Below are 23,225 nucleotides of genomic sequence, written 5' to 3'. Positions count from 1 at the left end.
AGGGGAGGAAAGGGAGGTCGTCATTCAACACATTACTCTCCCAATCGCCCTTTATATTTTACAGCCTTATGATATCGGTTCTGGTACCTGAGGGCTTGGTATCGGGCAACCTACCGGCCCGGCTTCTTCTGCCTGAAATATTTGTTCAATCGCCAGCGATCGGAACTTTTTCGGGCTGACGCCAACGTGCTTACGGAAAAAGCGAGTGAAGTAGGCTTCATCGGTAAAACCCAGCGAGGCAGCCAGCTGTTTAATCGTTTTAGAGGTATAAACCAATTCCCGCTGTGCTTCTTGTATAACCCGCATATTGATCACATCCAGGCTGGACATCCCCAGTGCCAGGCGGCATAGCCGCGACAGGTGGCCGGGAGTCATGCCCATTTTATTGGCATAGTCATCAATGGTGAGGCGCATTCTGAACTTCTGTTCGACGATCTTAAGAAACTTATCGATTTGCTCAGCCTTACGCGAAAACAGCGCCTGCTGGCTATTCTTCGGCAGTATATTGCTAATTCGCAGAATTTGAATAAACAGGGCGGTCACCAATGACAGGCACATTGCCTGTTGGCCCAGCGCAGGGGCGGATAATTCTTGTTCTATGGCCATATAAAGCTGTAGCACTCGTTCATCGCCGTTGAGCGGGATAATTCGGGGTTCACGCATTAGCGGCAACAGGTTGGGTATCAGCAAGTGAATCATTGATTCCAGGGCTTTTTGCGAAATGGTTACCGTCAGGCCTTCGGTATCTGAGGTGTAGTGAAGGCTATGAACCGTTTGTGCCGGGACTAATATCAAGCACGGAGAACGCGCGCTCTGTTTAGAGTAGTTGAGTAATACGTCGACGTTACCACGCTGTATAAAGAGCACCTGAATAAGGTTCTCATGAACGTGAGGGTGTATTTTCCAGTTATGCTTCTTGGAGCGCTGAGAAATCCACTCAAGGTTAAAAAAGTTGTCCCAGCTTAATTCAGAGGGTTCCCCATATAATGAATAGTTGGGGATTACGGTAGCCATGGTACTTCTCCCTTATCATCTGTCCGAGCGTTCGGTTAATCATCATGGAATACAGGCAGGGGATTATGGAGCGATTTATTGGTCTCCAAAGGTGTTGTTAACACCGCCAACTATTCAAACTTCATCCTATAATATTTATGCGGTAGTTTTTGTTTCGGCGGTCACTGATTACTCAATTTTTCTTTGAAAATAAGCTGACCATCGCCCGGCGTTCACCGGGCGATGGTGACACTATTTGGCGCTGACAACCGCACCTTCTTCATGGAACCGGGCAATGTCCTGCGGTGAATAACCGTATTCGCTGAGTATTTGTTGTGAATGGTACCCCAGCGCCCGTGACGGAATAATCCGCGACTCCCCCATGCTTTTAATATTTACCGGTGGTGTAGTTAATATTCGCTTACTGCCGGTGGGATATTCTACCCAGCGTAGGCAGTCGTTAGCCCAGGCCTGTTGATCATCAATGATTTCATCCGGGGTATAGCCTTTCTCATGGGCGAAGTCGTTTTCTTTCAGCAGGGCAGTGATTTCGGCCAGGTTATGCTTGGCAACCTGCTGGCTAATAATTTCAATAATGTCGCTGTTTTTGCCGTGCAGATTAACGTCGCTGATGCGGCAAAAATCCGGATGATCGGTAAGATCTTCACGGCCTAATAGCATCATAAATTTATTAAAGTAGCGGTCGTATTCGGGAATACAAATTACCATCCAGCGGCCGTCTTTGGTCTGATAGGTATTATTGAACGGATTTGCGACCTCTTTGCGCGATTTCGGATAACTATTGCCATACTGGGCGGAGACCACCGCCACGCTCATCATAAACAGTGCGGTGTGGTGCAAACTTACCGTGACTTTATCGCCTTTACCGGTTTTATGACGGGCTACCAGAGCGGCACAAATACCGGCGGATAAGCACATCGATGCCTGAAAGTCGCCAAACCCATTGACTGAGTTAATCGGCGTTTCGCCCCGTTCATTGGTGGAGCCCAGAATGCCGCCCCGGCAGACATAGGCCGTGGCATCAAAGCCCGCAGTATCTTTCTCCGGGCCATTTTCACCATAACCCAGTATTTGAGCGAAAATCAGTCGGGGGAAGCGCGTGCTGAGCTCTTCGTAAGAGAAACCCAGCCTTTTTAGCGCGTTAGTCCGGTAGTTGGTGACGATCACATCTGCGCTAGCCAGTAATTTATAGGCTATTTGTTTAGCCTGTTCATTTTTCAGGTTAAGGCACATAAAGCGTTTATTGGCGTTGGCCATATCAAAGGCCGGGTTCTCTTCATCGCTGTGTGGCATATTGAATACCGATGCCTGAGTACGGCCGGGGTCACCAGCCGGTGGCTCAATTTTAATCACATCGGCACCCCAGTCGCCCAAAATTCGGGGCACGGTAGGCGCTGCAAGGAATGATGTCAGATCTATAATTTTGACACCTTCTAATGGTCGCATTGGATTTACTCCGTACAATAATTGCGCCTGCCGGATCTGGGTGATGCGGGAAGTTAAAGCACCCGAGAATCCGGCCAGCGACAATGCGTTAAGTCAGTATAGGATTGTCAGTTTCAATTAAAATACCGACAGATCCTGCCATTAATTGGATAAATTGGGCCTGCGTTGGGTATTGAGATCGCCGGCTACATTTCTGCCTGCGTCACGTATTTACCCTCACACTTGCCGAATGCAATGGCTGCCTTTTTTCGATTGGTCGAATATGGGTCAGTAACATGAAGGCCGCACCGATAATGGCGACCGTAGCCCCCAGATACAGCGCATACTCATATTTTCCTGACAGATCGATAATCAACCCTGAACAGACCGGCGAAAGGATGCCGGCAGTCGTGCCGAACAGGCCATTCAGACCGACGATAATTCCGGTATTTTTCTGTGAGAACACCATAGAAATGGAGAAGTGGGATGCCATGGTTAAACACAGGAAAAAGTTTGAGGCCGAGATCAGCGCCGCTGCCGTGCCAAGGCTGGTTGCCCGGGTACCCAGAATCAGGAAGGTTCCGGCTAACAATAGGCCAAAAATTGGGCACAGTTTACGGCCCTTATTTTCACCAAAGCGTTTGGCCGCCGCATCAGCCACTAATCCGCCGAGCGGATAAGCCAGTATGGCTACCAGATAAGGCAGCATCGAATAAATTGCGCTTTGTTTAAGGTCAATCCCCCGGCCCATAGCAAAATAAGTCGGTAGCCAGGTCATAAACAGGAAGAACAGATAGTTAGTGCAGAAATAGCACATGGCACAACCCCAGACTGAAGGGGTAGAGAAAATATCCTTCTTGGATAATGTGGTTGACGAAGCCGAGCCTTGGGATTGATTTCCCTTAACCACCTGGCCGGCTTTAATATAGGCTAATTCTGCCGGGCTGATTTTAGGATCGAGCTCTGGTTTATTTTTACCTAGTCGCCACCATAGCAGGCACCATAGCGGGCCGAGCAGTGAGAATGAGTAAAATACCGTGCGCCAGCCCCACATTTGAATAATCCATGCGGCAAGCATCATTGACGTTGCTATTCCCGCCGGACAGCCTATTTGCAAAAGGCCGGTTGCCTTGCCTGATTCACTTTTAGGCACCCAGTTTGCCAATAGTGAAAAGTTGGCGGGAACCAGTAATCCCTGACCAATGCCCATTAAAATACGTACCAACATCATTAAGCCAAGGGTAGTACCAAACGGCGTAAGGAAGGTAAAAATAGCCCACCACAGCGTTCCGGTAACTAAGATTACCCCGCCGCCAAAGCGGTCCGCCAGCGCGCCGGCCGGAAGCATGGTGACGGCATAGCCGATAAAGAAGGCGGTGGATACCCAACCAAATTCGGTGGCGGTCCATCCATATTCGGCCATTAAGGCCGGGCCACTCATTGACATGCTGGTCCGGGCAATAAACATCACGAAATAGTCTAAAATCAGCAGAACTGCAATGCCCCAGCGTCTATTACCAACTGATGTATTCATGGTGACTCCCCGTTGATTAAAACGGAAAATGGCTACACCTCAGTGAAATAGATGCAGCCATTGTTATATTTAGGATGAAATTAATAATCAGGGATTAGTTAATCTCACCGGAGCTTGCAATCAACGGCCGGGCGATGGTCAGGCGCTGTACTGTGCGCGGGCCTTCTTCAAACCACAGGGCACGGGCGTCGCGGTACATTCTTTCTACCGGGCCATAAGGGTTATCTTCGAAATAGCCAATACCGCCGAAGATTTCCAGACAGCTGTCAGAAACGGTGCGTACCGTATCGATACCGTGCAATTTACACATGGCCGAAACCATTTCGATATCTTCACCACGGTCAAATTTACGGGCGCAGTCTTGTAACATGGTACGCAGGGCATGAACCTGGGTGCCCATATCAGCAATAGTTTGCTGAATGGCCTGGCGATGAACTAAGGCTTTACCGAAGGTGACGCGATCTTTCGCTCTGGCAATGGCCAACTCAAGAAAGCGCTGGGACATGCCCAGACAGGTTACGGCGATCATGGCGCGGGAGTGGGCCAATGCGTCCATGAAGATATCCAGACCATCACCCTCTTTCCCCATAATGTTATGGGCAGGAACTTCGCAGTTTTCAAAGCGTAAATAGGCATGGCCGGCACCGCGACAGCCCATCATGTGCGGCATCGGGTCAATGTAATAACCCGGGGAGTTAGTCTCAATTAAGAACGCGGTTAAGCCGCCTTTCTTACGTTTGGTTTCATCGGTGACGGCAATAACGTAGCTGGCGTCAGAGATATCAGTATGGGAGATTAGCGTTTTAGTGCCGTTCAGTACGTAAGAGTCACCCTTTTTCACCGCGGTGGTGCGGATATCCGCGCCGGAACCACAGTCAGCTTCGGTCAGGGCAAAGTTGATATAGAAATCTTTGTTGGCCAGTAACGGCAACCATTTGGCTTTTAAATCTTCAGCACCGTGATCGCGTAAAATTCGCCAGTTAAGTCCGTTGGCGTGGTGTAAGTTCATACGCATGCCGCCGGGGCCTCGACAGAACTCTTCCATTACTGAGAAGAATTGTTCACAGTTTAGCCCTAAGCCGCCGTACTCCTCCGGAATGGCTAAACGGAATAAATCACTTTTCCGGCAGACGTCGTAATAGGCATCGGGAAAGACGTTGGTTCTTTCAACTTCGAGCTGTAGTTCTTCCAGTTCAGTTTCGGTGACGTTACGGACTTTCATTTTTAACGCAGCAAGTTCTTGTGCTGATAATATAGCCATGGGATAACCTCTATATATATTGATATCGGTTTTAGATTTACTTAATTATGAATTTATAAATATGCTTATCGCATTCAGTATAATCACGTAACTTCAGGATAAAGAATTGACATATTAAGCAATTGAATGGACAAATTGTGCAATGTCCGAATAAAGAGATGTCATAACATATTCATCTGAAATAAATTATTTATTTAGATTGCCGGTGGTAACTGCTATTTAAATAAAATGAGATCTTGATCGGCTTTTTAAATTTTGAAGCATTAAATAGGTTAAACGTAATTAAATTTAATCATTTGGTTAGGTGCCAAGTACGATTTGTACCAGTCAGCGCCTGCTGTGGCGCAGGTTGGCGTGGCTGCTGCAGGATCGCGTGTACGATTTATCCTGTTAATGGCTGGAATTGTCAGTGTCGGCTGTTTTAATCAGAACTTATACTCGCCTTATATAAAAATTCGTCATTAATTTTATGAGCAATAGTGGGTGTATTTAATTAATGGCGCTGATTACCGGTATTTATTATTAAAAATCTCGCCAATCAACATTATCGTTGCCATTTATTATCAGGAGACGTTATGCATTTCCCAATAGGTAATACACAGGGGGTAACATGGACTTTAGTTTAACTGAAGAGCAAGAGCTTTTATTGGCAAGCATTCGTGAATTAATAACGCGTGACTTTCCCGATGAATATTTCAGAACCTGTGATGAAAATCGCAAATTCCCCACTGAGTTTTTTAACGCTTTAGCTGAAAGCGGCGTAGGGTTGCTCGGTATTCCCGATGAACTAGGCGGCGTTAGCGCAGACATGATGACTCAGGTTCTGGTGCTGGAAGAGATCGCCCGCATGGGTGCCCCTGCCTATATTATGACGGAAGGGCAATGTATCCATAATATGGAACGTTTTGGTAATAAAGAGCAGTTGGCCAAAACGGCGGAAGCGGGCCTTACCGGCATTCCGGCTTTCTCGCTGGCGTTCACTGAGCCGCAGGCCGGTTCCGATAACAATCGTATCGCCACTACCTATACCCGCAAGAATGGCAAAGTGTATCTCAACGGTCAGAAAACCTTTATCACCGGAGCTAAAGATTACCCCTATATGCTGGTGCTGGCGCGCAACCCTGAGCCTGAAGATCCTAAACGCTGTTTTACATTGTGGTGGATCGAGCCAACCGCGCCGGGGGTTAAGCTTAACAGCCTGCACAAAATTGGCTGGCATATGGTCAGCAACTGTGAGGTTTTCCTCGACAATGTTGAAGTGGAAGAGAGCGCCATGGTGGGTAAAGAGGGCTATGGCTTTATCCATATGATGGAAAACTTTGATATTGAGCGTTTGGTTATCGCGGCTCATTCCCTCGGGGTGGCGGAATGTGCCTTTGAAGACGCCGCCCGTTATGCCAATCAGCGCGTTCAGTTCGGCAAAGCTATCGGCCAATTTCAGCTGATTCAGCTCAAACTGACGCAGATGGCCATCAAAATTCAGAATATGAAGAACTTCGTTTATCGGGTGGCCTGGGAGTGTGATAACAAGTTGCCGATGCGTCTTTCTGCCCCGATGTGCAAAATTTATTGTGCTCAGTCCGCCTGTGAAGTGATTGACGATGCCATGCAAATTCTCGGTGGGCTAGGTTATACCGACGATAGCCGTATTTCCCGATTCTGGCGCGATACGCGGGTTAACCGTATTGGCGGCGGTACTGACGAAATCATGGTCTATATTGCCGGCCGGCAAATCCTTAAACAATACGAAAATAAATAGGGGGCGCGATGAATATCATTACTTGTTACAAGCTGGTGCCTGAAGAGCAAGACATCGTGGTCGCGGCCGATCGTAGCCTGAATTTTGATCGGGCTGAATCTAAAATCAGCCCGTTTGATCTGAATGCGGTTGAAGCGGGCATGCAGCTCGCCGGAGAAAGTGGTCAGGTATTTGCGCTCAGCGTGGGCGGGAAAGTGCTGGATAATTCCAAAGCGCGAAAAGATATTTTGTCGCGCGGACCACAGGCGCTTTATCTGGTGCAAGATCCACAGCTCGATCGGGCTTTACCACATCAAACTGCCAGCGCGTTGGCCGCAGCCGTCGGCAAACTCGAATTTGATTTAGTGTTATGCGGTGAAGGGTCGGGGGACCTCTATGCCCAACAGGTCGGGCTGCTGTTAGGGGAGTTGTTACAGCTGCCAACGGTAAATGCCGTCAGCAAAATAACGGCAGCGGACGGCTATGTCATCGTCGAGCGAACGCTTGAGGATGAAGTTGAAGTGCTGAATGTGCCACTGCCGGCAGTGCTGTGCGTGACGTCGGATATCAATACGCCCAAGATCCCGGCGATGAAGGCGATTCTGGGTGCCGGTAAAAAGCCGGTGACTCAATGGAGTGCGGCAGATATCAACTGGGTACCGGTCCCTGAGCAGGTAAAGTTCGTTTCTCTTTCTGCTCCTCAACAGGCTGAGCGTAAGCGCGTGGTTATCGAAGGCGATTCTCCGCAAGCCATCAGTGAGCTGGCCGATCATCTGCGTAAAGCGATGAACTAATCCTGAATAAGCCATAGGGGAAAGAATAATGAGTAAATTAGCAAACGTATGGGTTTTCAGTGATATCAACGATCGCTATGCCGAACTTTTGGCCGCCGCCCGTCAGTTAGGCGATAACGTCACGGCGCTGGTATTAGGTACCAAAGATGACGTGGCTCAGGCTATATCCATGGGCGCTGACGTGGTGTACGACCTGGGTGAACAAGATGCTCAGCGGCGCACAGAAGATTACGCCGACACTATTGCTGCGGTAATGGGGGGTAAATCGGCAAGTGCCCCGTTGTTGCTGAGTGCGACCAAACGCTGCAAATCACTGGCCGCCCGGTTAAGCATATTGATGGATGCCGGGCTGGTTAATGACGCGGTTACGCTAAATATTGATGATGGTCATGTGGTGGTCGAGCACCGATTCTATGGCGGCCTGGCCTTTGGCGCCGAAAAAATAGTAACGCCAGCGGCGATTATCAGCGTGCTTGCGGGCGTTTTCGAACCTCTTGCTGAAGACCTACAGCGTCAGGGGCAGGTGATTCAGGTGAATTATGTTCAGCCTGCGGTCACATTGGCCTGTATTGAGCGTCGGCCTAAGCAGGGCAGCAGCGTTGACCTGAGTAAAGCTAAACGAGTTATTGGCATTGGCCGGGGTCTGGCTGCGCAGGACGATCTCAAGATGGTGCAAGAGCTGGCTAAGGTTCTGGATGCGGAGCTCGGCTGCTCACGCCCGATTGCCGAGGGTGAACACTGGATGGAGCGCGAACGGTATATCGGGGTATCCGGCGTGTTGCTGAAGTCCGATCTTTATCTGGCGCTGGGCATTTCCGGTCAGATACAGCACATGGTCGGTGGCAACGGCGCCCGCACCATTGTGGCCGTCAATAAAGATAAAAATGCCCCGGTTTTCCAATATGCCGATTACGGGCTGGTGGGGGATATCTACAAGGTTGTTCCGGCGTTGATAGACCAGTTAAAGCGCTAAGGAATAACGCAGTCGTTTGGCGTTTTGAGTCAGGCCTTTTCTCTTATGTCGTCTATGCCGTTGCCCTGTTTTTCAACGGGGCGACGACATAAGGCGGGGCCGGCGCTAAGACAATCAGCGACAAGGAATTAAAGATAAGCGGGTGCCCCGGCCTTTGGCCTAACGTCTATAACGATATTCCATAGCAATATTCCATAACGATAAGAACATCAGCAGCAACAGGAGCTCACATGTCAGATGATAGATTCGATGCCATTGTGGTCGGTGCCGGCGTAGCGGGTTGTATTGCCGGGTATGTAATGGCACAAGCCGGGCTTGAAGTTTTAGTCATTGAACGGGGCTCCACCGCCGGCAGTAAGAATATGACCGGCGGCCGGCTTTATGCCCACAGTCTGGAAAAAATCATACCGGGGTTTGCTGCCCGGGCCCCGGTTGAACGTAAGGTCACCCACGAGAAAATTTCTTTTCTGACGCAAGACAGTGCCGTGACGTTGGATTATCACGCCGAACGGCCTGATATCCCGTTACAGGCTTCATATACCGTATTGCGCGGTCAGTTTGATACGTGGCTGATGGAAGAAGCAGAAGCGGTCGGCGCACAGTTTATTCCCGGTGTCAGGGTTGATTCGTTACTGATGGAGAACGGGCAGGTATTCGGTGTGCGGGCCGGCGATGAAGTTCTGGAAGCAAATATCGTGATTCTGGCCGACGGTGTGAATTCACTATTAGGTCAAGCCGCCGGGCTAACGGCGACGCTTTCGCCACATCATGTGGCCGTCGGCGTTAAAGAGCTGATTGAGTTACCTCAGGGGCAGCTAGAGGATCGCTTTAATCTGGCCAATGGTGAAGGTACTGCATGGATGTTTGCCGGCTCTCCGTCTAACGGGTTGCTCGGCGGAGGATTTTTGTATACCAATCGGGATTCGATTTCACTGGGCGTAGTTTGCGGGCTGGCCGGTATTGAAACATCCAGTAAAAGCGTGCCGCAAATGCTGGAGGATTTTAAACAACATCCGGCTATTCGCCCGTTGATTCAGGGTGGAAAAATGGTTGAGTATTCTGCCCATATGGTCCCGGAAGCCGGAATGAATATGCTACCGGCTCTGAGTGCTGACGGGGTTATGATTGTTGGGGATGCCGCGGGAATGTGTCTCAACCTTGGTTACACTATTCGTGGAATGGATTTAGCCATTGCCTCGGCACAGGCTGCCGCACTGACGGCTATCGAAGCCAAAGAAACCCAGGATTTTACCACCTCCGGTCTGGCGGGGTATCAGCGCCGTTTAGAAAGCAATTTTGTTCTGAAAGATCTCAAACTGTATAAAAAATTGCCCGCCTTTTTAGAAAACCCTCGCATGTTCAATCAATATCCGCAGATGGCCGCAGGCGTTATGTCCGATTTGTTTGTGATTGATGGTCAGCCCAGCCGACCAATACTCAGTAAATTAATCGGCCATGGTAAACAAGTGGGTATCCTTAACTTATTAAAAGATAGTATTAAAGGGGTGCGTTCGCTATGAGCATATTGAATGTAGACGTGAAATTAGGCGTCAATAAATTTCGCGTAGACGAAGAGAATCCTCATATCGTTCTGGTGGATAATCCCGACCGGGATGAATTAAACAAATTGATCAAAGCTTGTCCGGCCAACCTGTATAAGTTGGCAGACGACGGTTCAGTGCGTTTTGATTATGCCGGATGCCTTGAGTGCGGAACTTGTCGGGTATTGTGTGGGGATACTATTTTACAAAAATGGGAATATCCTCAGGGAACATTCGGCATTGAGTTCCGCTTTGGATAAATTATCCATGGAGCATGTCTATGTCCAGTCAACAACGTGTTGATGTATGTACCTTTCTCGATGACAGGCCCGTCAGCCTGCGGCAATGGCTGATTATTTTTCTGGGGTTTATTACCTTGTCAGTTGACGGGTTTGATGTCACCGCTATGGGATTTATTGCCCCTGCGTTGATTGACGACTGGCAGGTTGCCCGCCATGACCTCGGGCCACTGATGATGAGCGGTTTATTCGGGCTGGCGGCAGGATCTATGATATCCGGGCCTTTGGCCGATCGCTTCGGGCGAAAAATTGTCATTGTCGGGTCGGTGGCCTTCTTTGGCTTAGCCAGCCTGATATCGGCCTGGGCTTGGGATTTACATAGCCTGACCGTGCTGCGCTTTATTACCGGTATCGGCCTTGGCGCTGCTATGCCGAATATTACGACGCTGATTGCCGAATTTGCCCCAAAGCGCTGTCGTTCACATATGTCGACGGCCATACACTGCGGTTTTAATACCGGAGCAGCACTGGGCGGGCTAGCCAGTGATTATCTGATCAATTTTTTCGGCTGGCGGGCGGTGTTGGTCGCCGGGGGCATTCTGCCTATCTGCCTGACGTTTATCCTGATTTTATTGTTGCCTGAGTCGGCCCGTTTTCTGGCACAGCATCAGCGATATCAGGAACGGCTACGCACTATGGTGAATGGCTTCGTTGCCGGGCTGGCGGACAGCCGTACCGTATTTTTTAATTCCGAGCAGCAAATAAATGAAAAAAGCGCCGTGAAGTCGCTATTTTTACCGGCTTATGGCTTTGGCACGCTGATGATCTGGCTGACGCTGTTTATCGGTTTATTCAGCGTGTATTTACTGGCCAGCTGGCTGCCATTGTTAGTCCGAGATTCTGGCCTGACGATTTCACAGGCGGTGGTGATTGGTGCCATGTTCCAGATGGGCGGTATGGTCGGTAACTTTTGTATGGGACTGGCAATGGATAAATGGGGGCAACACCGTGCTATTGCCATGACCATTCTGGGGGGAGCAATCGGGGCCGGGGTGCTCGCGCTCAATGAGCCAAGCATGGCGGTTTTGTGTCCTTTAGTGTTGGTGCTGGGCTTTACGATAAACGGCATTAACCCCGGTTGTTATGCATTGGCAGCACAATTTTACCCAACGCGCATGCGGGCAACCGGCGTCAGCTGGGCTACGGGGATTGGCCGATTTGGCGCGATTACCGGCGCCGGTATTGGTGCCATGATGCTCTCGGCGAACTGGTCGTTTAACCAAGTATTTATGTTCCTTCCCATTCCGCTGCTGGTCGGGGTATGGGCGGTGTGTGCCAAACGCCGCCATGGCCTGCGGGTTAATGCCGAACAATCATCAGGGGGCTAAAGACATGCCTGTAGCGATGCCGCAATATGCGCACAGAAAACCGTCTGCGGAGCGCAGAGCCAAGTACCGGTGCGACGGGCACTGGGGCGATGCTACTCTGGCTGAGTATTGGCAGATGGCGGTGCGTATGTCGCCGGATAAAATGGCCGTGACCGACCGCCAGGGCGCTGCTTATACCTATGCTGAAATGGATCGGGCCGCGTCGCGTATTGCCTCCGCCCTGTTAGATTTTGGCGTTAAACCCGGAGAGTGCGTGGCTTTTCAGCTACCGGGCTGGTCTGAGTTTACGCAGATTTATCTTGCCTGCCTTAAAGTCGGCGCGATTGCCGTTCCACTGCTACCAAGCTATCTCGAAACCGAACTGACTTACATTCTGAATAAATGTGAGGCGCGGGTCCTGTTTATTTCCACGGCGTTTAAAAAATATGATCCGCCCTCGATGCTCAGAGCCTTAAGGCCACAGTTACCTTTTGTGCAGCAAATTATTGCCGTCGATAAAATCCAACCGGGCTGTGAATTTTCGACGCTGAGTCAACTGCTGGAGAATTATCCGCCGCTCGAAACCAACGTAGCGACTCATGGTGATGACATTGCAGCGGTGCTGTTTACCTCCGGTACCGAAGGGTCACCTAAAGGTGTGATGCTGACCCATAATAATATTATTGCCAGCGAACGGGCCTATTGCGCGACGTTAAATCTCTCTTACCTTGATACCATTATGATGCCCGCGCCGTTGGCCCACGCTACTGGCTTTTTACATGGCGTCACCGCCCCTTTTCTGATTGGGGCTCGTAGCGTTTTACTGGATATTTTTACCCCGCAGGACTGCTTGGCGTTATTGGTTCAGGAGAAATGTACCTGCATCATGGGGGCTACGCCTTTTGTTTATGACCTACTGTGTGCGGTACAAAAGCAGCAATACGATCTGTCAGCGCTGCGTTTTTTTCTGTGCGGCGGAACTACGGTACCTAAACATATGATGAAAGATTGCCTGAAAGCCGGTTTTAAAGTGTTGAGCGTTTACGGTGCGACAGAAAGTGCGCCCCATACGTTGGTGAAGCTTGATGACCCGTTTTCGCGGGTGATGAACACCGACGGTACGGCAGCACCGGGCATTGAGGTTAAAGTGGTCGACAGGGCAAGAAAGATCGTAGCAGACGGGGTCATTGGTGAAGAGGCTTCGCGCGGGCCTAACGTCTTTGTCGGTTATTTGCATGAACCGGAACTAACGGCGCTGGTATTGGATGATGACGGTTGGTATTACAGCGGTGACCTGTGTCGTAAAGATGCTGACGGCTACATTAAAATAACCGGACGCAAAAAGGATATGATCATCCGTGGCGGAGAAAATATCAGCAGCCGCGAGTTAGAAGATATTTTATTACAGCACCCGAAAGTACGGGATGCCGGAGTGGTTGCGATGCCTGATGAACGCCTCGGCGAACGGGTATGTGCCTATGTGGTGTCAAAAGATAACCAACATCCGCTGACCTTTGATGATATGACGGCGTTTTTTCGCAGTAAGCGGGTGGCGAAATATAAGTGTCCTGAGCGTTTGGAACGGGTGATTTGCCTGCCTCGTACAGCCTCCGGCAAGATCAAAAAATTTCTGCTGCGTGAAGATATTTTGTTCAAGCTTGAGGCTGAAAAAAGCAGTTCCCCGGCATGCGGAGCCCAGTCACAACCGCAGATTAACCGAGCAAGTTCGTCGTTGAGGTAACATATGAGTGAGCGCATAACGATTGCACCGCGTCAGAAAGTTCCCCGGGTCAATACGCGAATTAAGAACAGCACTAAGCCTGGGTTTGTTACCAGTGAGCCGCAGTTCTATCGTTGTGAACACTGCCACCGGCTGCTAATAAATGAAAATTATATTGGTGAAAATCAGTCGTCAGATGAAATAGGCATTCGCTGCTGTCATGCTTGGATGACGAAATTGATTGCTCACGCAACGTCAGACGATCAAGCCATTGAACATCAGGTCAGTATGGTGATTTCCGGAGGTTTTGATGCCAATGTCATCACTATTCAGGTCGGGGAACCCGCTCATCCGATGCAGGCAGATCATGCCCTACAGTGGATTTATTTACATACCTTTCAGGGCGGACAAATCAAGTTTATTCCACCAAGTAAAACGCCTGCCACAGACCAATCCAAGGTTGAGAATAAGACCGTAGCAATCTTTGCGTTATCGGATAGTGATGCCTATGTCTATTGCGACCGCCGGGTATGCAAAGGGAATCAATGTAAGTTTAACTGCAAGCGGGGCTTCACCGCATACGCCTATTGTAATCTGCATGGCCTGTGGAAAACGACGATGTAGCGGGTTACGTATTCTTGTTTTCACGCCAATATTTAGGTCATCAGCAGTGTAATTTTAAAACAAATAAACCTCATTTCCTTTCGCCATGCGGGATGTTGCGCATGTCTGTCATTCGCAGCTAACCGCCAGTGCTTCAGCGGGCAACAGCATAAACCGTCACCGCTTTATGTTCCTATCATCACTCGCTTGAAATCGCCGGATACGTTAAAATCGCCAAAGACCCCACCCTTCATGTTGATAACGGCAGCCTATCTTTGATTAAAATACGTAACCTGAGTAAGCATTACGCCGATCGACAAATATTGCGTGATATTAACCTGGAGATTTGTCGGGGCGAAATTCATGGGCTTTTAGGCATCAGCGGAGCAGGTAAGTCAACGCTGTTGCGCTGTATCAATGGCCTTGAGTCATTTGATGACAATGGCAGCTTAACTGTCGATGGCGTAGAAATAAACCGTTTACCGGTTAAAAGACTGCGTGAATTTAGAAAAAAAATCGGCATGATTTTTCAGGATTTTGCCCTGTTGCAAAGAAAAACCGTGATTGAAAACGTTATGTTGCCAATGCAGTGCTGGCAACAGGATATTGGCGATATACCACAGCGGGCTTGGGCACTATTAAAATTGGTAGGCATTGAAGATAAAGCTCATTTTCGGCCCCAGCAGATATCCGGCGGGCAAAAGCAGCGGGTAGCCATCGCCAGAGCGCTGGCACTAGAACCACAAATTCTGCTGTGTGATGAAGCAACTTCAGCGCTTGATCCAATAACAACTAAATCAATACTGGATTTATTAAAAGAAATTAACCAGCGGTTAAATATCACGATTGTGATGGTTACCCATCAAATGGATGTGGTTAAAGCCGCCTGCGATAGGCTGTCAATTATTGAGCAAGGCGAGCTGATTGCCACCAATAGCGTTGAACAAATTTTTATTGAAAATCCGCCGGCCCTACAACGAATTACCGGTGATATTGCTATGCGCTTTATGCCGGGACAGGTGGGTTTTAAAATCACGCTACCCTCTACAGAGCTAAGTACATCAATCCTGTTGGGATTATCCGCGGTGGTTAATCAGGCATTTACTATTTTCTTTACTCAAACTGATTACTGTAAAACGGCGTCTATCGTTCATTACTACATCACCACTGAGAACCAATACCACCGGCAGGTTATCGCCTATCTGAAGAGTAATGCCGTGGCCTTTCAGGAATTAACATCGCCGATAATCGGAATGACGCATAACTAAAAAATCAGCAAAGGGTACGTATGTTTTTCGATCTGACCATGACACGCCTATTTGAGTATCTGCCTAAAATTATCTGGCCCGCTATTATCGCCACGATCAAAATGCTATCGGCATCTTTAGTTATTGGTGCTCTGCTCGGCTTGATTGTTGCCATTATTTTGGTATTAACCAATCCATCCGGCCTATCGCCGAATAGATTTATCTACCGTGTTTTAAACGCCATTGTCGATGCCATTCGCTCATTTCCGGCGATTATTCTGATTGTCGCTCTCACTCCGCTAACGCGTTTGATTATCGGTACTTCAGTTGGTTGGATGGCCGCCGTTGTTCCGCTCACCATTGCCGCATTTCCTGCGATTGCCCGACTTATTGAGCATTCACTGTTAGAAGTGGATAAAAACGTCATTCTGGCGGCAAAGTCGTTTGGCGCGAGCAACGGGCAAATTATTTTTAAGGTTATGTTTGTTGAAGCGACCCCTTCGATCGTTTCCAACATGACTTTCGCATCAATTCAACTGTTAGCCAATACAACGCTGGCTGGTGCGGTTGGTGCAGGAGGGTTGGGTGCCGTTGCATTAACCTATGGCTATCAAAGATTTGACGATGTCATGATGTATGCAATCGTATTTATCCTATCAGTGATGGTTCTTTCCCTACAGTTCTTAGGGCGAGCCATTTATCGAATTCTTAAGTAGCTAACATACTGTCAGCAGGGGCAAGAAATTGAGAAATGATAATTTATGGTTAAACGTCATGCTGGACTTAAAGCGTTCACCGGTTGGTATCCGATTTTTATTCAGTCAGCAGGACTATGACGCCTGTTCGACACCTGAAATAAAGGCGCCTTTACCCTATTGTGCGGCAGTCAAAAACGCTTCTACCGGTACGCCGTGTAAGTTAAATCTAAAAAATACCGCCTGCCTTTCCGGTGCCCGTGCTTTAGGGTTGCTGAAACCTGAGGATGATATTGTTGACCCGAATGAAATCATTTCAGGTCAACGCCATCATAAAATGGGGTTATATGCCGATTACTCTATTAGCCGCCAAATTGCAAAAGATATGGTTTACTGCACCCATCAGGTATATGGCATTGAAATTGCCGAACTGGCCTTATATACCGACTACAACCCCGACTTAGTGATTATTACCACCGATGCAACAAACGCAATGCGGATTATTCAAGGGTACTCATATCACTTCGGCCAGCTGAAAAATGTCAAAGTGGCGGGCAATCAGGCGATTTGCCAAGAGTGTACCTCCTACCCGTTTGAGATGAACCAGGTTAATTTATCCCTGCTTTGCTCCGGTACTCGCCAGGTGGCTAAATGGGAAGGGGATGAAATGGGGATCGGGATTCCATTTAATCAGTTAGATAAGATTGTTGATGGTATTCGAAAAACATCCAACCCGATGGATAGCAATAAAACCAAAAAAAGCATTTTAGAAAAGGCCAAAGCGATGGGTGTTGAAGAGCAGGCTGGAATTGAGATGAGCAGTAATTACTATACCGGCGGTTATGGCACGATTGAGTACCATAAACGCAAAAAAGCGCAGTCAAATACATAACGTTTATATTCTATTAAGGAAGTAGCATGAAAAAACTATTGGCAGGTCTGTCTTGTTTTCTGATTATATTGGGCTTAACCGCGTGCGATAGCGCCGATAAGCCATCGGAGGCTAAACTCAAAATAGCCTGTAATGAAGTGTCTTGCGCAATTATTGAACCGGGCTTGAGCTGGATTAAGCAGCACGGGCTGAACGTTGAGCTGGTGATGATGGACAATAATGTCAACATTATCAAATCAGTTAATGACGGCAGCGTCGATGCCGGTGTCGGTGTTCACAGCAAGTTTATGGAAAGCTTTAATCAACAAAATAATGGCAAGTTAGTCATGGTGAAACCTTATCCCTTTACCACCGGCATCGGCTTCTATTCTGAGCGCTATACATCCTTAGATGCCCTCCCTGAACACGCTAAAATTGCGATTATGAATGACGCCATGAATATGGACCGTGGTTTACGCATGTTACAAAGCGCCGGATTGATCGAGCTGGATAAAACCAAGAACGATAGCTATAGCCTGCTAGATATCACTAAAAATCCGAAGCAGCTCGAGTTTATCGATATGGATCAAACGCAAACCGTGCGCTCGTTGCAAGACGTTGACGGCGCTGTCGTTTTCTTTACTCATATGCGTAATGCCAATAAAGACTTCCGCTCTTATATTGTTCGCGATAAGAGTGCCAACGAGTTTCCAATGGGATTAGTTGTCCGTCAGGATAATACCGAACAGCCATGGGCTAATACGCTGGCTGAAGCATTGAGATCGGAGAGCGTACGACAAGGGATTACAAAAAACTTCGACGGTGTATTTGAATATTTAGATTAAAGATATCATCAAATTATCTTGAGGATGGTGCTGAGTCATTGATTGTTCAGCACCATTTTTTATGGCTAACGCTTTGTTGGCTTAGCATGATGATAGCGTCCATTCCTGTGGCTTCCAGTGCAAATACGCTTTAGCCCGATTGGCTAATCAGAAACTAGCCGTTTAGGGTGTTAAGGTGAGTTTTATGACAATCCCTTTCCAGAGGACATCCGCTACAGCAGGGCTTAGCCGCACAGTGCTCTTTACCCAGCGCCACAATTAACGCATGGTATTCATTATATAGCTCAACGCTTGGCGGCAGCTGTTGCTCAATCAATAGCCGAAAATGTTCATAACTCTCCGGCACATCATAACCGATACGGCTAAACAGCCGGCGGGTATAAGTATCAATGATAAAAAATGGCTTATCGAAGGCATACACCAGCATGCAGTCGGCCGTTTCCCGACCAACGCCTTTCAGGCTTAACAGTGTATGCCGTAACAATGCTCCGTCGATCCTGCGGATAGCATTCACATCACAGTCATAGCTGATAAACCATTGGCTCAACAGCCTGAGCCGCTCGGCTTTTTGGTTATAGTAACCGCTGGGGCGCAATAGGTTTGCTAGCTGGTCATGGGGCATTGCGCTAATCACCTGAGGTTTCAGTTGGTTACCAAGATTGCCCAGCGCTTTCTCAACGTTTCGCCAGTGGGTATTTTGCGTCAGAACAGCCCCGACCAACATTTCATAAGCTGACTCTGCCGGCCACCAATGTTGTTGACCATAGCGTTCAAATAATCGCTGATAGATCTCCGGCACGGATAACATGGTATTCCTTATTCACGGTGATTAACGGATTTGACCGGATAACCTCTTAGCTATCGGTGGCCGCGATAAACTGTATTTGTTCGCCGCGAACCGTTGAGGGTTTTACCCACCAGCCGGTTTGCCACGCTGATTTCAGCACATCAGGAACGTTGACCAGCGTTACTCGTTTAGCCCCATGCCAGTGAGCACAGCTATTAATTGCCTGCCAAATATCCTCTAACCGTTGCTTACCGGTTCGAACCCCTTTTTCAAACCATAGGCCTTTGACTTCAAACACTGCCTGACTGCGGTGCATTTTAGCATCCAGCCGCCCGACCAGTTCACCTCGTTGTAATATGGGTAAAACAAAGTAGCCGAATTGCCGCTTAGCCTCCGGCGTATAACACTCAATTCGATAGTCAAAGCCAAACAGTTCACTGGCGCGTTTGCGATGCCAGACTATCGGATCAAACGGCGATAACAGCGCCGTTTTTGTTGGGCTAAGACGATCATCAAGGGCTAAGGCTAAATTGTCTGCCTGTGAAGCCGATACATAAAAATCCCCCCTCAGCCCTTCAACGCTAACCGCTATCAACTCCCCGGCGTCTGTTAATTGAGCAAGTAGTGGTTTAGCCTGTACCCGTTTAAGACGATAATAGTCGGCCATCCATTCAGCCTTAACCAACCCCAGATACTGACAGCTGCGGCGTAACATTTCCCGTTCGGCATCCGCTAATGATAGCGCTCGCTCATCCTGCCAGTGTGGTAGTACCCGCTCGGTTAAATCATATACCCGCTGAAAATTACGACGTTCGCGTACCATAAGATGACCGGCGGTAAATAGGGTTTCCAGATGGCGTTTTTCCGGCTTCCAATCCCACCACCCGCCGCCTTTACCTTTGGTGCGGGTAAAATCAGCCGATCTGACCGGGCCATTTTGCCGAATATGCAGCAATAACTGGTCAATATCGTGCTGATGTTTTTCCTGCCATTCAGACGAGTATTTCCAGCCGAGGTTATCCAGTCGCTGCATGCGATGGCGCAGTAACGCATAGTCCTCAATCGGGATAAAGCAGGCTTCATGTGCCCAATACTCAAACAAATCACCTTGGGCTAAGGCTTGCTCCAGCAAGCCTGTCGGATAGTTGCCCAGCCGGCTAAACAGCACAAAATACGGGCTTCTGGCCACCACATGAATAGTGTCAATTTGCAATAAACCCATCCGGCGAATGGCATCAACCACATCATTAACGGTTACCTGACTACGGTTGGCTTTAATCATGCCCTGAGCAGAAAGGTGCAACGCTCTGGCTGCGCGTAAAGACAACATAGGTAAAGCCATTAGGCAACTCCCCTTTATCAATAGTGACAGGCAGAAAATCTAGTTGTAACGTATCAAAACTTGAGGCAAAAGTATGATAAATCAGAGTGTGAGCGTGGTATTAAATTGTCATTTCAGGGGCGTGGGTTTTAGTGCTTCAGCCTAAATATGGGGTATTGGCGCTAAGATAGTGCACCAAAGGCAGAGCCGCATCGCAGAGAGCGCATTTTTCCCCTTCAGCCAGAAAGCCATTGGGTTACAGGCGCCAGAGGGGAGGTAAAGGAAACGCCAAATAGCATAATAGTAAAAATCCGCCTTTATAGAAGTCGGATTCAGAGTGATGATAAAGTGGTTTAATTTGATTTCAGCGCGAATTTCGTCCGCATAGTTAGCATCGGAATATTGGTTTTTCCTAGCGGCCGAAGGGCGATGTTTTTGAGTACTGTGGGCTCCGGGCTTAGAATCCCTAGGGGCACTCCGGCTGGCAAGCCAGCTACGACCCCAACGGATAAAGCCGTAGGGAACGGCTTTGAACAACACAGAGTGTTGGCCCAAAGGGCAGGCTACAGGAAGTAGCCTGTAATTCTTTCCCTACGTTTAAGCTTTTTTAAGAGCAAAACGCTGATGTCCGAGCGTTTGTCAGCAGTCTGAAAAATCCGCCTTATAGAAGGCGGATTGTTTAAGCGATTAAATCAAGGGTTAAAAATTGATTCTGAAACCGATATTGGCTTTGATCGGCGACTCAATATTCCGGCCGTTGACATAATCGACTTCCGCAAACATTGACGTATGCTTATTCAACGACAGATTGATACCCACACCGTATTTACCCGCAGTACCGGAAAAATCGTTGGTAAATTTACTCGTCTCATTGATATAGACAGAGTTATCAGAGATAAACTCATGCTCAGCCGCAATCTTGATATATGGGCTCAGAATGGCTGTTTCTGCTACCAAGAACTCAGCACCCAGCGAGAAGCCGACTTCCCCCAACAGGGATTTCTGATCGTCGATTTTTGCCTGCATACCGTTATTCAGGCGGAACTCTTTGCCTTCAACGGTCAAGTAGCTCATACGTCCATAGGGTTCTGCAAACAGACCGGCGCTGTTGTTTTCAAACTGGTGTTTATATCCCAGCTCCAATGATGCACCGAGACCATTTTGCTTATATTTGGCCTGCGCCAGGCTATTGTTAGTGGTTTTTGCACTCAGCCTATTATCAAAATGGGCATACTTTATGACAGCATCAAGATAGACATTGTTTGCTGTCACATACGTTCCGTAGATACCCCCGGTATAGGTATTAATATTGCTGCTACCGCCGCGGTTATGCTTCACTTTATCGTCTGACAGCGATGTACTAACCCCGACCATTAACTTATCGTTGCCGATATCAAAGGCTTTATCGCCACCCAGTTCCATACCGCTACGGTCCATCTCATAGGCAGAATTTTCAGGGCCACTTACTCGTAAAGTACGGGTTAAAATCCGCCCCCAAACGTTAGAGCCCTCGCTGATGTTTCTCATCACATCACCTCGGCGCATACGTAAGTTTTCCAACTCATCATTCATGATGAACTGAGTGGCGGAAGCCATGCTTAATACACCATCGGTAGACGGGCTGGTCTTAGGCCTCTTTGGTGGTGAACCTTTTGGATCAGTTGTCGTGGCAGGCGCCGACGGAGTCAGGAACCAAGTATAGCGTTCGCCATTGCTGACAGAATCCAGAGAATAGGTATAGGCACCAATATCCACGCCTCGGCTTTCGTTCAACTGGAACTGTTCACTTTCACCTTTATCAACATAAATCAGCGAGAGGCCTTTTTTGCTGGTGGGCTCTTTGCCGCTGTCCTGAATTGCCACATTGAATTTCCCGATCGCCTGTTTAATATCCAGCTGATCGCCGGTTAGCGCGGAAACATCAGTATTCATGGTAATAATGGCACTGCCATCGGAGGTCATCCGATCAACGTATAACCGCTTAAATTCGCCCTGAGGCGAAAACACAAAGTTAGAGTTTCCGCTGATATTGATCTCATGAATATAGGAATCATAATAATGCGGGTTCTCAGACAGTGGATTTACGTTACTACCGCATGAATAGCAGTCGTCCTCGATTAGGTAGCTATTACAATTGCCGGAAGCGGAACAATCTCCTTGGTAATTAAACACCGAGCTATTACTCAGGTTGAGTGAAGTATTGGTTAAGCGAAAACTACCGTAGTATTCGCTGTATATGCCGGAAGAAACCGTGGAATTATCCAGATTGACCTGAACCGCATCGTTGATAGCTTTGACATCATATCTATCAGTACTGCCGTTAATCAACAGGTTGTCAAACTGGCCCTCACTATCCGTCAGATTAATCGCAATAGTATTACCGCTATCTTCCGCCCCGCTATGGCTGCAGCAGCCCCCTCCTTGATTGATGCCCGCCAGCGCTTCTGAACTTAAGAAACTCTGATTGAAATTATACCCAACGGTTAAATCCCGTTGTTCCCAATCTGCCCAGTCAGAAATCGGATAAACGTTTAATATACTGCCTAAGCGGGTATTCAGAATCGCCTGTTCGATCTCGCCGTTATTGTCTGAAATATGCTGTTTATCATTAATAATGATAGAGTTATTCACAGATAAAGCATTAACGGTGCCTGCATCTAACAACTCTGGAAAATAGGTAATGGTATGAAAAATGGTATCCGCATTAGCGCGGATGGACGAATTGTTTAATGAGAGTAAATCGCTGGTCATTTCACTATTCATGTAATAGTTATTCATGTAAAACAGTGAGGTAACTCTTTCTGTTGTATCAATATTCCATGATTCAAATCGTAAACCCCCGGGACTGCTGCCACCGTGCAACAGGGAGTCGTTGTAATCATCGGTGTCGTCATCCCTATCAAATTCAATATTATTATCACTAATACTTAAATTTTTAATGACCAAATCATCAACTGAAGAATTATCTATATGGAAATGGGAACCTAGATTGATACCCGATCCGCCAAAGTCAAGCGTAGTACCTGCTTGTCCATCCTCCAGAATACAGCCATCGGAATCACAATAATCTTCCGGCTCACCCGCTGCTGCATAGCCAGAAAATACCATGCTTAAGAATGCTGTAATCAATGCAGCTTTATACATATATTTCATTATAATTAACTTTCCTTGTGGCTTTAAGTTTGTAGTTCTATGCTATGCAATTGGCTAACAATAGATGAACACTTGTTATTAATATATTGCATGCAAT

Annotated in this window: 20 protein-coding genes; 12 read left to right on the top strand and 8 right to left on the bottom strand. The window is 48.0% G+C overall.

Going from position 1 to position 23,225, the window contains the following annotated elements; all coding sequences use genetic code 11:
- Nucleotides 1–66: 66 nt before the first annotated feature.
- The 4 genes from YWE_RS26560 to YWE_RS0103970 form a co-directional block, all read right to left on the bottom strand.
- Nucleotides 67–1,014 (bottom strand): helix-turn-helix domain-containing protein, encoded by a 948-nt coding sequence (locus YWE_RS26560; protein ID WP_071605820.1) that lies wholly within the window; start codon nt 1,012–1,014, stop codon nt 67–69.
- 231 nt (nt 1,015–1,245) lie between these two features.
- Nucleotides 1,246–2,460, bottom strand: a complete 1,215-nt coding sequence (locus tag YWE_RS0103980) for a CaiB/BaiF CoA transferase family protein (protein WP_029093349.1) — start codon at nt 2,458–2,460, stop codon at nt 1,246–1,248.
- 202 nt (nt 2,461–2,662) lie between these two features.
- A complete protein-coding gene (locus YWE_RS26555; RefSeq protein WP_036014981.1) occupies nt 2,663–3,973 on the bottom strand; it encodes an MFS transporter in 1,311 nt (436 codons plus the stop codon).
- Nucleotides 3,974–4,067: 94 nt separating this feature from the next.
- A complete protein-coding gene (locus YWE_RS0103970; RefSeq protein WP_029093348.1) occupies nt 4,068–5,234 on the bottom strand; it encodes an acyl-CoA dehydrogenase family protein in 1,167 nt (388 codons plus the stop codon).
- 610 nt (nt 5,235–5,844) lie between these two features.
- Here YWE_RS0103970 and YWE_RS0103965 point away from each other — a divergent pair.
- From YWE_RS0103965 to YWE_RS0103905, 12 genes are all read left to right on the top strand, one after another.
- A complete protein-coding gene (locus tag YWE_RS0103965) occupies nt 5,845–6,993 on the top strand; it encodes an acyl-CoA dehydrogenase (RefSeq protein ID WP_029093347.1) in 1,149 nt (382 codons plus the stop codon).
- 8 nt (nt 6,994–7,001) lie between these two features.
- Entirely contained in the window at nt 7,002–7,766 is a 765-nt protein-coding gene (locus YWE_RS0103960; protein WP_029093346.1) for an electron transfer flavoprotein, read from the top strand.
- A 28-nt stretch (nt 7,767–7,794) separates the two neighbouring features.
- Nucleotides 7,795–8,739 carry an FAD-binding protein gene (locus tag YWE_RS0103955; RefSeq protein WP_029093345.1) on the top strand — a complete coding sequence of 315 codons (945 nt, stop codon included), beginning with the start codon at nt 7,795–7,797 and terminating at the stop codon, nt 8,737–8,739.
- 230 nt (nt 8,740–8,969) lie between these two features.
- The gene (locus tag YWE_RS0103950; protein ID WP_029093344.1) at nt 8,970–10,259 is read left to right on the top strand and encodes an FAD-dependent oxidoreductase; all 1,290 of its coding nucleotides are present in this window, start codon (nt 8,970–8,972) and stop codon (nt 10,257–10,259) included.
- Nucleotides 10,256–10,540 (top strand): ferredoxin family protein, encoded by a 285-nt coding sequence (locus tag YWE_RS0103945; protein ID WP_029093343.1) that lies wholly within the window; start codon nt 10,256–10,258, stop codon nt 10,538–10,540. Before YWE_RS0103950 ends, YWE_RS0103945 begins: the two co-directional genes overlap by 4 nt.
- 20 nt (nt 10,541–10,560) lie before the next feature.
- Complete coding sequence (locus YWE_RS0103940) at nt 10,561–11,907, top strand: MFS transporter (RefSeq protein WP_029093342.1); 1,347 nt, start codon at nt 10,561–10,563, stop codon at nt 11,905–11,907.
- A 16-nt stretch (nt 11,908–11,923) separates the two neighbouring features.
- Nucleotides 11,924–13,627 (top strand): medium-chain fatty-acid--CoA ligase, encoded by a 1,704-nt coding sequence (gene fadK, locus YWE_RS26550; RefSeq protein WP_084166981.1) that lies wholly within the window; start codon nt 11,924–11,926, stop codon nt 13,625–13,627.
- A gap of 3 nt (nt 13,628–13,630) precedes the next feature.
- The gene (locus tag YWE_RS29450; protein WP_071605819.1) at nt 13,631–14,230 is read left to right on the top strand and encodes a desulfoferrodoxin family protein; all 600 of its coding nucleotides are present in this window, start codon (nt 13,631–13,633) and stop codon (nt 14,228–14,230) included.
- A 254-nt stretch (nt 14,231–14,484) separates the two neighbouring features.
- On the top strand, nt 14,485–15,477 hold the full coding sequence (locus tag YWE_RS0103920) for a methionine ABC transporter ATP-binding protein (protein ID WP_029093340.1): 993 nt from the start codon (nt 14,485–14,487) through the stop codon (nt 15,475–15,477).
- A gap of 20 nt (nt 15,478–15,497) precedes the next feature.
- Nucleotides 15,498–16,172: a methionine ABC transporter permease gene (locus YWE_RS0103915; protein WP_036014978.1), complete on the top strand. Its 675-nt coding sequence runs from the start codon at nt 15,498–15,500 to the stop codon at nt 16,170–16,172.
- A gap of 28 nt (nt 16,173–16,200) precedes the next feature.
- Nucleotides 16,201–17,043, top strand: coding sequence for a DUF169 domain-containing protein (locus tag YWE_RS26540; RefSeq protein ID WP_051323180.1), 843 nt, complete (start codon nt 16,201–16,203; stop codon nt 17,041–17,043).
- Nucleotides 17,044–17,069: 26 nt separating this feature from the next.
- Entirely contained in the window at nt 17,070–17,867 is a 798-nt protein-coding gene (locus tag YWE_RS0103905) for a MetQ/NlpA family ABC transporter substrate-binding protein (RefSeq protein ID WP_029093338.1), read from the top strand.
- A gap of 154 nt (nt 17,868–18,021) precedes the next feature.
- Here the strand turns inward: YWE_RS0103905 and YWE_RS26535 are convergent, their stop codons facing one another.
- From YWE_RS26535 to YWE_RS28895, 4 genes are all read right to left on the bottom strand, one after another.
- Complete coding sequence (locus tag YWE_RS26535) at nt 18,022–18,675, bottom strand: endonuclease III domain-containing protein (protein ID WP_036014976.1); 654 nt, start codon at nt 18,673–18,675, stop codon at nt 18,022–18,024.
- Nucleotides 18,676–18,721: 46 nt separating this feature from the next.
- A complete protein-coding gene (locus YWE_RS26530; RefSeq protein ID WP_051323179.1) occupies nt 18,722–19,996 on the bottom strand; it encodes a winged helix-turn-helix domain-containing protein in 1,275 nt (424 codons plus the stop codon).
- A 141-nt stretch (nt 19,997–20,137) separates the two neighbouring features.
- A complete protein-coding gene (locus YWE_RS30315) occupies nt 20,138–20,515 on the bottom strand; it encodes a hypothetical protein (RefSeq protein ID WP_154661401.1) in 378 nt (125 codons plus the stop codon).
- Nucleotides 20,516–20,674: 159 nt separating this feature from the next.
- The gene (locus tag YWE_RS28895) at nt 20,675–23,128 is read right to left on the bottom strand and encodes an autotransporter outer membrane beta-barrel domain-containing protein (RefSeq protein WP_051323178.1); all 2,454 of its coding nucleotides are present in this window, start codon (nt 23,126–23,128) and stop codon (nt 20,675–20,677) included.
- Nucleotides 23,129–23,225 lie beyond the last annotated feature (97 nt).

This window comes from Budvicia aquatica DSM 5075 = ATCC 35567 (assembly GCF_000427805.1).
GTDB classification, from domain to species: Bacteria; Pseudomonadota; Gammaproteobacteria; order Enterobacterales; family Enterobacteriaceae; genus Budvicia; species Budvicia aquatica.
The sequence above is the reverse complement of the archived record's forward strand: the minus strand, read 5'-3'. Positions and strand labels throughout refer to the sequence as shown.

Coding starts and splice junctions, on each gene's coding strand:
- YWE_RS26560 (WP_071605820.1), bottom strand. CDS start 1,014: ATGGCTACCGTAATCCCCAACTATTCATTATATGGGGAACCCTCTGAA.
- YWE_RS0103980 (WP_029093349.1), bottom strand. CDS start 2,460: ATGCGACCATTAGAAGGTGTCAAAATTATAGATCTGACATCATTCCTT.
- YWE_RS26555 (WP_036014981.1), bottom strand. CDS start 3,973: ATGAATACATCAGTTGGTAATAGACGCTGGGGCATTGCAGTTCTGCTG.
- YWE_RS0103970 (WP_029093348.1), bottom strand. CDS start 5,234: ATGGCTATATTATCAGCACAAGAACTTGCTGCGTTAAAAATGAAAGTC.
- YWE_RS0103965 (WP_029093347.1), top strand. CDS start 5,845: ATGGACTTTAGTTTAACTGAAGAGCAAGAGCTTTTATTGGCAAGCATT.
- YWE_RS0103960 (WP_029093346.1), top strand. CDS start 7,002: ATGAATATCATTACTTGTTACAAGCTGGTGCCTGAAGAGCAAGACATC.
- YWE_RS0103955 (WP_029093345.1), top strand. CDS start 7,795: ATGAGTAAATTAGCAAACGTATGGGTTTTCAGTGATATCAACGATCGC.
- YWE_RS0103950 (WP_029093344.1), top strand. CDS start 8,970: ATGTCAGATGATAGATTCGATGCCATTGTGGTCGGTGCCGGCGTAGCG.
- YWE_RS0103945 (WP_029093343.1), top strand. CDS start 10,256: ATGAGCATATTGAATGTAGACGTGAAATTAGGCGTCAATAAATTTCGC.
- YWE_RS0103940 (WP_029093342.1), top strand. CDS start 10,561: ATGTCCAGTCAACAACGTGTTGATGTATGTACCTTTCTCGATGACAGG.
- fadK (WP_084166981.1), top strand. CDS start 11,924: ATGCCGCAATATGCGCACAGAAAACCGTCTGCGGAGCGCAGAGCCAAG.
- YWE_RS29450 (WP_071605819.1), top strand. CDS start 13,631: ATGAGTGAGCGCATAACGATTGCACCGCGTCAGAAAGTTCCCCGGGTC.
- YWE_RS0103915 (WP_036014978.1), top strand. CDS start 15,498: ATGTTTTTCGATCTGACCATGACACGCCTATTTGAGTATCTGCCTAAA.
- YWE_RS0103905 (WP_029093338.1), top strand. CDS start 17,070: ATGAAAAAACTATTGGCAGGTCTGTCTTGTTTTCTGATTATATTGGGC.
- YWE_RS26535 (WP_036014976.1), bottom strand. CDS start 18,675: ATGTTATCCGTGCCGGAGATCTATCAGCGATTATTTGAACGCTATGGT.
- YWE_RS26530 (WP_051323179.1), bottom strand. CDS start 19,996: ATGGCTTTACCTATGTTGTCTTTACGCGCAGCCAGAGCGTTGCACCTT.
- YWE_RS28895 (WP_051323178.1), bottom strand. CDS start 23,128: ATGAAATATATGTATAAAGCTGCATTGATTACAGCATTCTTAAGCATG.